Below are 11581 nucleotides of genomic sequence, written 5' to 3'. Positions count from 1 at the left end.
TTGTCTCATAAAGCAATAAAATATAATTCGATTGATTTATTTTCAGGAGTTGGTGGACTTACTGCTGGTATGCATAATGCTGGTTTTAAAACTAAGATAGCAATTGAACTTGAAGAAGATGCTGCCAAAGGCTACAAAATGAACTTTCCAGATACGGAAGTCATACCTAAGGACATCCGTGAAATAGATGTTAAAGAAATAAAAGATCACTTGAGAGATGGACCTCTATATCTTCTTGCTGGGTGCCCACCTTGTCAAGGTTTTTCAAGAGTTCGAAAATTGAATAGAAAAGCCAATGTGAGGGACAAAAGAAATAGCCTGGTGGAAGAATACTTCAGAATGGTGAAGGAACTAAAACCACTTACCATTATGATGGAAAATGTGCCGGGTTTAAAAGATTACTATCTATTCAAAGAGATTGTAAAGAAACTTGAGGATTTGGGCTACAACCCTAAAGTCGATATTGTTAATGTTAAAGATTATGGTGTGCCCCAGAACCGAAAACGATTGATAATGGTGGGTTCTCTTCTGGGTAATTTAGAAATTGCTCCGGGAACCGGAGAAAAAAGAACGGTAAGAAGTGAGATAGAGCACCTATCAACACCTGAAGAGTCTGACGATCCATTACAACAAATCGTTGCGAATCATACCGAAAGAATAATGGAGAGAATTCGATTAACGCCAAAAGACGGCGGCAGCCGAAAAGATTTACCGGATGAATATCTTTTAGATTGCCACAGTAAGAAAAACATAGGATTTAATGATGTTTATGGACGTTTAAGATGGGATGATTATTCAACTACAATTACCGGTGGGTGTTTAAATCCTTCCAAAGGCCGTTTTTTGCACCCCGAACAGGATCGTGTGATTACACCTCGCGAAGCTGCTTTGCTTCAGTCTTTTCCGGAGGATTACAAATTTCCAACCGATATTTCTAAAGGTTCTCTTGCATTATTAATAGGAAATGCATTGCCGCCACGTTTCAGTTATGTTCAATCTAAGAATATAAAAGAACATCTGGATCAACATCTTGGCTGATATATTTAGCAAATCAAAGCGAAGTAAAATTATGTCCAAAATTTCCGGGAAGGAAACCAAACCGGAAATCATTGTTCGGAAATATCTTTTCTCAAAAGGCTTTCGCTATTTAAAGAATGACAAACGATATCCCGGTACACCGGACATCGTTCTTCCGAAGTATAAGGTCGTTGTTTTTGTTCACGGTTGCTTTTGGCACGGCCACGATTGTAAGAGAGGAACATTGCCTGAAACGCGAAAAGAATTTTGGGAAAAGAAAATCACCGGCAATAAACAACGAGACAAACAAAATAAAGAAGCTCTTCAAGAACAAGGTTGGCAAGTTCTTACAGTTTGGGGATGTGAGATAAAAAACAAGTCGGATCGGTTTGAACGATTGGAAAAACTAGTCCAAGAAATAAAAAGGGTCGGCTAAAAATTCAAAAAAACCATCTCTCGATGATATTCTAAATATTTGAAATGAGCAGATTCCAACTTAATATTCATATTATCATCAATTCCTAAAACATCCGGTTTTTCGAGAATATCAGAGATTAAAATCTTTCCGTTAGTCCCAAAAGTTACAAAACCCCTATCGAAGGCCTTATCAAGATTTGGAGTAAGCAGTAAACCGTTAAAACTATCAAGTCTCTCATTATTGTTTGAATCTCTCCAAGGTTTTATATGGGAAGCAATTAACATGGAGCCTGTTTTATAACCTGTAACAGCACAACCTTTCCAATATAAAAGTAAATTTTTTCTAAACTCCCCTTGACCGACCCTGGATTTAATAAGCCTTAATTTATCTGTATTCGTGTAAGTGTCATCCTGAATGATATTCTCGATGTCTTTTTCTAATTCCTCGGAGTCATCTTTTAAGTACTCATGGTATTTGTTTAGAGCACTACTATACATGTTATTTCCTTTATCATTTCGTTCCTGAAAAATGGAAAGTTGTTTAATTTTGTCGGCAAGCCTCTCAAACTCATCAGGATCGGATATTTCAAGTAAAGAGGAATCAACTAATCCGGCCTCTCTCGCCCAATTTGAAATCGATCCGAATATTGCACTTGAGTACTTCTTAGCTGATGCTTCGGTGAGCCCCGTTATACTTATCCATCTTTTAAATGTCATATATCAAATTGTCCACAATTTGTAGTTGATACTATTAATATAAATACATCACTCTTCAATATTCCATTTACGTCTAAATCGGTGAGAATTATTTCGAAACCAATTCAATTTTGTCTTGTTCAATCAACTGATAGAACCTCTTTATTAACTCTTACTTACTGATTACTCAACACCACCTAACATTACTTATACATCACAAAATCGATTTGGTAATGAGAGACAAACCCTGTTATATTATTAGGAGTTGCTTGAAGCAAAAGCCCATCCAAAGCAACAATTTTTAACGTCTTTCCTCGATAATAGTATTAGTTCTTCTGTGGGAAAATTCTATTTTAGAATAAATAACCTCCAAAATGAATAACCCATGGCGAAATCTCCATTCCTCTTATCACTCCTTTTTTTTACTCTGATTTCTTGTCAATCTGAACCACAATCCCAGATTCAGGCCGGCCAGGAATCCGAAACGATCCAACTTTTTAATGGCGAAGATCTCACGGGCTGGCATGTGGATGTCCCCGCAATGGATGAAAATCCTGATACGACAGAAGCATTTATTGTGCGAAATGGAATGCTGGTCAGCCTTGGCGATCCGCGCGGGCACCTGATTACAGACGAGGAATATTCCGATTACCGGCTGGAAGTGGAGTATCGTTTTCCGGGAGAACCAGGGAATTGTGGAGTACTTGTTCACGCCTCAACGCCAAGAGCGCTTTATGAGATGTTTCCACAGTCCATCGAGGTACAAATGCAGCATAGTGATGCCGGGGATTTTTGGGTGATTGTGGAAGATATTACTGTGCCGAATATGGTGGAACGCCGCGGACCTGAAGAGGAGTGGGGCATTCGTGAAGGAGAGAACCGGCGCATTTTAAATTTGACAGATGATTCCGAACATCCATTGGGAGAATGGAATCAGATGACCATAGAAACACTTGGCGACTCTGTGAAAGTTTGGGTGAATGGAGACCTGGTTAATTTTGGTTATGATGCGACTGCCCAAAGCGGACACATCGCACTCCAGGCCGAAGGTGCTGAAGTGGAATTTCGAAAAGTGGAGCTGACGCCAATTACAGAATTAAGTGCTGATGAATAGCGAATCCCGAAGCCTTGGGAAAGTCAGAAGTAAAAAACTTCTGAAATCTGTGCCGAAGGCATCCCTTTGGGGCATTCTGAACTTTGACTTCTAAAGAAGCGGAGGGAGGGGGATTCGAACCCCCGGAGACTTAAAAAAGCCTCAACGGTTTTCGAGACCGCCGCATTCGACCGCTCTGCCATCCCTCCGTGCATTCATATAATTTTTTCCTTCTTAAGATATTGATAGCCTTCTATAGATTTGAAGAAGAGTTCACGTCTGAAGGCTTCGGATGTAGTTAAAAATTTTTCAGTGTAAATGATTTTCCACGGCCTGTAGGCTTTGGTACTTCGTACTTTTCCATCATTATGTGCTTTTAATCTTTTTTCGAGATTTTTTGTGTGACCATAATAATGGTTTCCGGTTTTCGTGCTCCTAAGAATGTATACAGAAAACAAAACGTATTTTTTTGTTTCTACTTCCCATTTATAAAGCCGTGACGGTTTTTCCCGAAGGGATCCCTTTGGGGCGAGACCGCCGCATTCGTCCGCTCTGCCATCCCTCCGTGCATTCATATAATTTTTTCCTTCTTAAGATATTGATAGCCTTCTATAGATTTGAAGAAGAGTTCACGTCTGAAGGCTTCGGATGTAGTTAAAAATTTTTCAGTGTAAATGATTTTCCACGGCCTGTAGGCTTTGGTACTTCGTACTTTTCCATCATTATGTGCTTTTAATCTTTTTTCGAGATTTTTTGTGTGACCATAATAATGGTTTCCGGTTTTCGTGCTCCTAAGAATGTATACAGAAAACAAAACGTATTTTTTTGTTTGTACTTCCCATTTGTAAAGCCATGACGGTTTTTCCCGAAGGGATCCCTTTGGGGCGAGACCGCCGCATTCGTCCACTCTGCCATCCCTCCGGTTGGTTTTCAATAATCAACCAGCCTTGAAAAATAAGATGATTTCAGGAAAGTTTGAATAAGGATGGTGATATTTTAAGTACGATTATTTGAATAGGGATCCAGTGGAGTCAGAAATAAAGCACTTCTAAACTCTGCATTTAGATGTTCGTTATTCATATTTCTCCTGTCTTTCCCGTACCTTTCATCCAATCAAAAAAATAATTTTTAAAACAGTGTAGTATCTCTTTATGAGAAACGACGATATCATTCAAAGTATCAGGTATATTTTAGATGCAGGCGAAGGTGAAATTGCCAACATTTTGAAACTGGCTGATTATCAGCCAAAACGGGAGGAAATCTCCTACATTTTTGATGATTCGATTCCCGAGGATCAAAAGGTGGATACCACACACGAGCTAACGGCTTATTTCCTGGATGGATTGATTTATTACAAACGCGGTAAGAGTGATAAGCATCCTCCGCGGCCAATCCGAACACCGGTCACCAATAACATGGTTTTGAAAAAACTCCGGGTGGCTTTTAAACTCCGGGACGATGATATTCTTGACATTCTGAGATCAACCGGTTTTTCTATTTCGAAGTCTGAAGTAAACGCTCTTTTCCAAAAAGAAAAACACTCGAATTACATGAAGGCAGGCGACCAGGTTCTGCGGTATTTTTTTAAGGGCTTGGCAAGTCGTGTTCGGAAAGACTGATTGAATTGCGAACAATGGATTAGCGAATCCCGAGGCCTCGGGAAAGTCAGATGTAAAGCACTTCTTAAATTTGCATTCTGCAATCAGCTGTTCGCATTTCTTTTCTGTTTATTTTTTGCTGTATGAACGCTTTTTACAAAAATGGCTATAAGTTCATCAAACTCTTTAAGTATTCGAAGAAATCTAATAAATTGCGAACAATGGATTAGCGAATAATTGAAGTCAGATGTAAAGCACTTCTTAAATCTGCATTCTGCAATCAGCTGTTCGCATTTCTTTTTTGTTTACTTTTTGCTGTATGAACGCTTTTTACAAAAATGGCTATAAGTTCATCACACTCTTTAAGTATTCGAAGAAATTTTTTCTCAGATGTATACATATTTGTGCGATGAAGTATTTTGAGTATTACCAACGTTTCGCCAAGTTCTTTGAGCACAATTTGAATTTTATGAATGAAGTCTCTTCTTGATTCTGCTCGTTTAGCTTCTCCATAATTCAAAGCCGGAGATGTTCCTGATCGAACCAATTGTCCTGAAAGATGTTGGCCTGCTTTTGATTTTGGAATTTCATTGATGATTTCAATAATCGATACGGCAAATTCAATGAGCCGGTCTTCGAGGTCTGATTTTCCCATTTCTGATTTAACAGTTATTGATTAAAAGTTTTATAACTGTATGAACCGGGAAAATCGAACGCCTTACAATTTTATTGGGATGATTGAAATTGCCAACAATGGATTAGCGAACCCCGAGGCCTCGGGAAAGTCAGAGGTAAAATACTTCTTAACTTTGCATTCTCTACTCAGCTGTTCGCACTTCCTTTATTTTATCGGAGAGAATTCTGTGCTCGTCATAAACACCGAAACAATATTCTCAACAATGGGTCCGTCTTGACGGGATGCGGCATAAACCTTCTGCCAATCAGGATCGTTTACAAATGCCTCCCAGCTTTTTTCGGCGGCTTCCCGGCTTTCGTGAGCTAAAATATATATCAGTGTATTTTCTTTATCTGTCGGCGTCCAGTATCCAATATTTTTCATACCATGCTTTTCAAAGAGAGCCATGGTATGATCGGCAAATCTTCTGTTGAGATCATCCAGTTTTCCTTCGTGAGTGGTATAGGTTCTGAGTTCATAAACTTTATCGTGATCGGTATGGGCTTGTTCGGGTGCCTCAGCCGTATAGGATGATACATTCATCCACAGAAAAGAAGCGGCAAGGAGGGCAATCAGAAAAAAATGGCTTTTATTTGATTTCATTGGTTTTGCATTATGTTATGGAAGTATTCATTATGAAAATCTGTCTTCAATATAGTTAAAAAATGCAGTTGGCTTGTTAAAAGACATTGGAATCTTTATATGTATATTTTGGCTGATAAAAAAACACGTGGATTAAATTCAATCTGTAGTGGTACAAAACTACCCATTGGTTTCAGTTATTATTCCTGTTTACAATAGTGCTAAATTTTTAGAAGAAACACTGCAGAGTGTGTATGATCAGACCTATCCAGCCATTGAAATTATTGTTGTTGATGATGGTTCAACCGACGATAGCGCTGAAATTGCACAAAGTTATTCCGGTGTAAATTACACTTACCAGGAAAATCAGGGAGTTTCGGTGGCACGAAACACGGGAATATCCAAAGCCGGTGGAGAATATATTGCTTTCCTGGATGCCGATGATATATGGCTTCCGGAGAAGCTTTTGGTTCAAATTGACTTTATGCTCAAAAACCCTGATTACCAGATCACAACCACAGATAAGATCAATTTTCTTGAAGCAGGAACTGAATTGCCGGATCATCTCAAGCAAAAAGATGACTGGCAAACTATGGAGGAAAACATTCCCAGTACCATGGTCGCACACAGGTCGGTTTTCGATAAGATTGGAAATTATTCACCCGACTATCAGTCAAGTGAAGATGTGGAATGGATTTGGCGGGCAAAAGATGCGAATATTCTCATAATAAAGATTGAAAAGAAATTGGTTCGGAGACGTTTCCACGGATCAAATTTATCGTGGATTCTGGTCAAAGATCATAAAGCCAATATCATGCGGATTCTAAAGGAATCCATCACCAGGAAAAAAATGTCTTAGAACAACTCCCGAACAAATTTAAAAGAACTGCTTTACTCTTTCCTGGCATTCTGCTTAATTGAATCAACCTCAAATGAATGGATAACTTATATGAAATTTTCTTGTTCTTTATTGGTCGCTCTTTTGATTTTTGCTTCCTGCACAAAAGTAGAACAGATGAATTGGGAGGATGGAACCTGGATTGATCTGACCTATGAATACTCCGATGAAACACTCTATTGGCCAACATCAGCTCTCTTTAAGGTAGATACTGTTTTTGTGGGAGAAACGGAGGGTGGATATTATTACGAAGCTTTCACAGTATCTACAGCCGAACATGGTGGGACCCATCTGGATGCACCCATTCATTTTTACGAAACGGGTAAGACGGTGGACGAGATCGGCATCGACCAGTTAACCGGTTATGCCGTTGTGATTGATGTGACTGAGCCTGTAGCACAAAATCGGGATTATCAAATTCAGCCTTCGGATATCACCGAATGGGAGCAGGAGCACGGGCAGATTCCTGAAGGATCCATTCTGCTTTTTTATACCGGAATGGGAGCCTACTGGCCGGATGCGGAAGCCTATCTTGGAACGGCCAACAGGGGAGAGGAGGCCCTTTCTGAACTTAGTTTTCCGGGCATTCACCCTGATGCGGCGCAATGGATTGTAGAAAACCGAAATGTAAAAGCAGTTGGATTGGATACACCAAGTTTGGATTATGGTCAGTCAGAGCTCTACGAAACCCATCAAACTCTTTTTGAACACGATATTCCCGGATTTGAAAACGTGGCGAATCTGGATCAACTGCCCACAACCGGTGCTTACATCATTGCTCTCCCCATGAAAATCAAAGACGGCAGTGGTGGGCCATTGAGGATTGTGGCGCATATCAGTGAGTAGATTTTTGATAAACCGCAAAGAGCGCTAAGAATCGCAAAGGCGTCTACCAAAAACGTTGCGCCCTTAGCGGTTAAAACAAATTCTGTAAGGTATTTGATATTGTTAGTTCATACAGATAGCTAATACTTATAAAAGTTTACTGTATGACAGAAAATGAAATTGGAAAGATAATTGTCAATTCGGCACTTCATGTTCATAGAAACTTGGGTGCCGGACTATTGGAGTCTGCATATCAGGCTTGTTTGAAATACGAACTAAGAAAATCAGATCTTTTTGTTGAGTCTGAGGTTGGATTGCCAGTAGTTTATGAGGAAGTAAAGCTGGACTGTGGATATAGAATTGATCTGTGGATTGAAAGAAATGTCATTATAGAAATTAAAGCTGTCGATAGTTTAAATGATATCCATTTAGCACAAATTCTGACCTACCTTAAACTATCAGGAAATAAACTGGGATTTCTGATTCATTTTAATGTTCCGCTCATTAAGAATGGAATTAGAAGAGTCGTCAACAATTTATAGAGTTTGGGACAACCGCAAAGACATCTAAAAAAGCTTCGCGAATCTTAGCGCACTTAGCGGTTTTTAAAAGTCTGAGTCCAAAAATTATTGATGTCACCATGGTGTCATGATTCTCTTTTATTATTCTCAGAAAGCTCGAACAAATTCATAATGCATGCATATTTCTGACCTTTTTGACACCTTTCCTTTCCTGGAGCGAAAACTAGGACCAGAAATTTTTGAGGATATTCCGCAGGAGCCTGGCATTTATCGATTCTATGATGAGAATGAGTTGCTTCTGTACGTGGGCAAAGCCAAAAATCTCAGACGGCGGCTATTCTCCTATAAACGGGCCAAACCTGGTAAAACCTCCCGGAAAGAAGCGGCCATGATCAGCAAGATTCATCGGATTGAATATGACATCCTGGAGTCAGAACACGAAGCAATTCTGTGCGAAAATTACTGGATTCGCGAACATCGTCCGGAATTCAATTATGCCAATAAGCATACGGAAACCTACTATTTCATTACAATTCAGGAACATCAATCTGGATTGACGTTTGGGCTTTCTATGAATCCGTCGGGTAATCTTTACCCTGATTCTGATAAACCACTTTATCGGGAACTGCATCCACCTTTTGAACAAAATGTGGAGAAGAAGATTTATGGCTGTTTTAAAGGCCACAGAATTGTCCGAACCTCTTTGGGAGCATTGCTCCAACTACTTTGGATGGCAGAATATGAATCCGTCTCACCCCATTATCTTCCGGTCCAGTTAAGTAGAAATCTGACTCCGATGCGGTTTTATTTTCCTGTTTCTGAGAAATCATCCCTGAAAAAAGATCAACTGACAGATATGCTGAATGATTGGTTCCTGGGAGATTCATTCGAAATTGTCGATTATTTACGGACAAGGATTTCCATAGCAGATGATTCTCTTTTTACAAAAACATTTTTAGATGAGAGTACAGAAATTTTGTCCGGATTTTTTCAACGAAATCTTGAAAGATATCGAATGATGCGTGAATCAATCCCGAATCCGAAATCCCATCTGATTCATCAACATGAACTGGATGATTTGATGACTAAAATTAAAGGTAAGGACCCATCCCCCGGCCTCTTCCCTATGCCGTAAAAGATCGACATAAAGAAGGGGAGTATTAGAAGTCCCTCCTTGTTCATTGGTTCTTTTTCAATGAAATAGGGAGGGATTTAGGTCACTTCCTCTATTGCTATTCACGGTTTTTTCTGCTTTTTTATTTCATGTTCAAAAATACCATAACAGAACAAGGAGCCGATCAGAAAGGATTTTCTGAATGATGACTGATAACAAGTTTTTTGAATGTTATAGAATGGTTGCTCCGGTTTGATGGACCACAAAACTTAATGAATCGACTATGTCACCTATCATTGCAGAAATTATCGGAACGGCAATACTCATATTATTTGGAGGCGGTGTTGTTGCCAATGTAATACTCAACAAAACAAAGGGAAACGGCAGCGGCTGGATTGTCATCACCTGGGGTTGGGGTATGGGAGTTTTTATCGCCGTATTTACCATGGGGCAATTCAGCGGAGCTCATATCAATCCGGCAGTTACGGTTGGTTTGGCTATTGCGGGATTATTTGAGTGGGGATTGGTCATCCCCTACATCCTTGCACAAACTGTGGGCGCTTTTTTAGGCGCTGTATTGGTTTGGCTGGCTTACAAAGATCATTTTGCGGCTACCGATGATGAAGGCCTGAACCTGGCTGTTTTTTCCACGGCTCCTGAAATCAGGAATTACTCCTGGAATTTTGTAACGGAGGTTATCGGAACATTCATTCTTATTTACGCAATACTTTATCTGGCATCTCCCGGTTTTGTGGATGTGAATGGAGAGTTACTCTCTTCAATTGTGATTGAGGGACAAGAAGTTGGTTTTGGACTCGGCGCTCTTTCTGCACTTCCGGTGGGGCTCCTGGTGTTGGGAATAGGTTTGGCTTTGGGAGGTCCCACAGGCTATGCCATCAATCCGGCACGGGATCTCGGGCCGCGCATTGCCCACGCCATTCTGCCGCTTCCTCATAAAGGAAACAGCGATTGGGCCTATGCATGGGTTCCGGTTATAGCGCCGATTGTGGGTGCCGCTCTTGCCGCGGGATTGTACCTTCTTTTTTAATTGTAAGATGCTCTCTGATGATTAGCGAATCGGACAAGAGAAAGCATCACCGGGACTTCAATTAGCACTCCAACCACGGTTACCAACGCGGCTCCCGATTGTAGCCCGAACAGTGCAATAGCCACGGCAACGGCAAGCTCGAAAAAGTTGCTGGCCCCAATCATAGAACCCGGGGCACACACTTGGTAGGGCAACCCAATCCATCGTCCGCCATACCAGGCTAAGACAAATATGAAATACGTCTGAATCATGAGAGGGATGGCAATCAGTACAATATCCATAGGCTGAGCAATAATACGTTCGCCCTGGTATGCAAACAGAAGGATCAGGGTGATGAGTAATGCAGAAATGGAAACCGGCTTAAATTTGGGCAGAAATGTTTTTGTATACCACTCCTCGCCTTTACGGTTTATGGCAATTTTGTGTGTGATATACCCGGCTACAAGCGGAATTACCACAAAGACAATGACTGAAACCGCCAGGGTTTCGTAGGGAATGGTAATATCTGTGATGCCCAATAGTAATCCTACAATCGGGATAAACAGAATAAGAATTAATAAGTCATTAACCGATACTTGGACAAGCGTGTAGTTGGGGTCGCCGTCCGATAAATATGACCAGACGAACACCATGGCTGTACAAGGTGCGGCGCCCAATAAAATGGCTCCTGCAATATACTGATCGGCCATTTCAGGGCTCAGCCAGGCCGAATAGATTTGCTGAAAAAAGATCCATGCAAAAAAGGCCATTGTAAAAGGCTTGATAGCCCAGTTGATAATTACGGTCCAGACAACTCCTTTTGGAGATTTTCCAATCTCCTTTAAGGAGGCGAAATCGACCTGTAACATCATCGGGTAAATCATCAGCCAGATTAGAATGGCTACCGGAATATTGACTCTGTAGATCTCCCAGTGGCTGATGAATTCAATGGAATCTTCCGCTAAAAAACCCACTCCAATTCCAATTCCGATACAGAGAAGCACCCATAGCGTGAGATACCTTTCAAAAAAGTCCATCCGTTTTTTTGATTCAGCCATCATAAATATTTAAAAGCTCGATAAAGTATTCACGTTTGTTACAATTGTTTAACCGCAGG

Annotated in this window: 15 protein-coding genes and 1 tRNA gene; 9 read left to right on the top strand and 7 right to left on the bottom strand. The window is 40.5% G+C overall.

What is annotated here, in order from left to right:
* Together L0B18_RS17200 and L0B18_RS17195 are read left to right on the top strand one after the other, a co-directional pair.
* Positions 1-1038: a DNA cytosine methyltransferase gene (locus tag L0B18_RS17200; RefSeq protein ID WP_234573058.1), complete on the top strand. Its 1038-nt coding sequence runs from the start codon at positions 1-3 to the stop codon at positions 1036-1038.
* Entirely contained in the window at positions 1031-1453 is a 423-nt protein-coding gene (locus L0B18_RS17195; RefSeq protein WP_370647605.1) for a very short patch repair endonuclease, read from the top strand. The genes L0B18_RS17200 and L0B18_RS17195 overlap by 8 nt, the downstream gene beginning before the upstream one ends.
* Here the strand turns inward: L0B18_RS17195 and L0B18_RS17190 are convergent.
* On the bottom strand, positions 1450-2151 hold the full coding sequence (locus L0B18_RS17190) for an HNH endonuclease (RefSeq protein ID WP_234573056.1): 702 nt from the start codon (positions 2149-2151) through the stop codon (positions 1450-1452). The two genes, L0B18_RS17195 and L0B18_RS17190, sit on opposite strands and share 4 nt — an antisense overlap.
* Before the next feature lie 364 nt (positions 2152-2515).
* On the opposite strand from L0B18_RS17190, the gene L0B18_RS17185 reads away from it, so the two are divergent.
* Positions 2516-3244, top strand: coding sequence for a 3-keto-disaccharide hydrolase (locus L0B18_RS17185; protein ID WP_234573053.1), 729 nt, complete (start codon positions 2516-2518; stop codon positions 3242-3244).
* A 99-nt stretch (positions 3245-3343) separates the two neighbouring features.
* On the opposite strand, the gene L0B18_RS17180 is transcribed toward L0B18_RS17185, so the two are convergent.
* From L0B18_RS17180 to L0B18_RS17170, 3 genes are all read right to left on the bottom strand, one after another.
* A tRNA-Ser gene (locus tag L0B18_RS17180) sits at positions 3344-3432 on the bottom strand.
* Between the two features lie 6 nt (positions 3433-3438).
* A complete protein-coding gene (locus tag L0B18_RS17175) occupies positions 3439-3798 on the bottom strand; it encodes a GIY-YIG nuclease family protein (RefSeq protein WP_234573052.1) in 360 nt (119 codons plus the stop codon).
* Complete coding sequence (locus L0B18_RS17170; protein ID WP_234573051.1) at positions 3795-4157, bottom strand: GIY-YIG nuclease family protein; 363 nt, start codon at positions 4155-4157, stop codon at positions 3795-3797. Before L0B18_RS17170 ends, L0B18_RS17175 begins: the two co-directional genes overlap by 4 nt.
* 217 nt (positions 4158-4374) lie before the next feature.
* Between L0B18_RS17170 and L0B18_RS17165 the strand changes: the two genes are divergently transcribed.
* The gene (locus L0B18_RS17165) at positions 4375-4842 is read left to right on the top strand and encodes a DUF1456 family protein (RefSeq protein WP_234573049.1); all 468 of its coding nucleotides are present in this window, start codon (positions 4375-4377) and stop codon (positions 4840-4842) included.
* A 259-nt stretch (positions 4843-5101) separates the two neighbouring features.
* On the opposite strand, the gene L0B18_RS17160 is transcribed toward L0B18_RS17165, so the two are convergent.
* Together L0B18_RS17160 and L0B18_RS17155 are read right to left on the bottom strand one after the other, a co-directional pair.
* Positions 5102-5476, bottom strand: coding sequence for a four helix bundle protein (locus L0B18_RS17160; RefSeq protein ID WP_234573047.1), 375 nt, complete (start codon positions 5474-5476; stop codon positions 5102-5104).
* A gap of 186 nt (positions 5477-5662) precedes the next feature.
* The gene (locus tag L0B18_RS17155) at positions 5663-6100 is read right to left on the bottom strand and encodes an NIPSNAP family protein (RefSeq protein ID WP_234573045.1); all 438 of its coding nucleotides are present in this window, start codon (positions 6098-6100) and stop codon (positions 5663-5665) included.
* 148 nt (positions 6101-6248) lie between these two features.
* Here L0B18_RS17155 and L0B18_RS17150 point away from each other — a divergent pair, with 148 nt between their 5' ends.
* The 5 genes from L0B18_RS17150 (at position 6249) to L0B18_RS17130 (ending at position 10485) form a co-directional block, all read left to right on the top strand.
* Entirely contained in the window at positions 6249-6938 is a 690-nt protein-coding gene (locus L0B18_RS17150) for a glycosyltransferase family 2 protein (RefSeq protein WP_234573044.1), read from the top strand.
* A 90-nt stretch (positions 6939-7028) separates the two neighbouring features.
* Positions 7029-7823 carry a cyclase family protein gene (locus L0B18_RS17145; RefSeq protein WP_234573042.1) on the top strand — a complete coding sequence of 265 codons (795 nt, stop codon included), beginning with the start codon at positions 7029-7031 and terminating at the stop codon, positions 7821-7823.
* A 143-nt stretch (positions 7824-7966) separates the two neighbouring features.
* Positions 7967-8344 carry a GxxExxY protein gene (locus tag L0B18_RS17140; RefSeq protein WP_234573041.1) on the top strand — a complete coding sequence of 126 codons (378 nt, stop codon included), beginning with the start codon at positions 7967-7969 and terminating at the stop codon, positions 8342-8344.
* A 154-nt stretch (positions 8345-8498) separates the two neighbouring features.
* Positions 8499-9458 carry a nucleotide excision repair endonuclease gene (locus L0B18_RS17135; protein ID WP_234573039.1) on the top strand — a complete coding sequence of 320 codons (960 nt, stop codon included), beginning with the start codon at positions 8499-8501 and terminating at the stop codon, positions 9456-9458.
* A 262-nt stretch (positions 9459-9720) separates the two neighbouring features.
* Positions 9721-10485, top strand: coding sequence for an MIP/aquaporin family protein (locus L0B18_RS17130; RefSeq protein ID WP_234573037.1), 765 nt, complete (start codon positions 9721-9723; stop codon positions 10483-10485).
* Here L0B18_RS17130 and arsB read toward each other — a convergent pair.
* Positions 10482-11522 carry an ACR3 family arsenite efflux transporter gene (arsB, locus tag L0B18_RS17125; RefSeq protein ID WP_370647607.1) on the bottom strand — a complete coding sequence of 347 codons (1041 nt, stop codon included), beginning with the start codon at positions 11520-11522 and terminating at the stop codon, positions 10482-10484. The genes L0B18_RS17130 and arsB overlap by 4 nt on opposite strands.
* Positions 11523-11581: the final 59 nt, after the last annotated feature.

The sequence above is a fragment of the Rhodohalobacter sp. 614A genome (assembly GCF_021462415.1).
Taxonomy (GTDB): Bacteria; Bacteroidota; Rhodothermia; order Balneolales; family Balneolaceae; genus Rhodohalobacter.
Note: the sequence above shows the minus strand (reverse complement) of the source record. Positions and strands in the feature narration are given on the sequence as shown.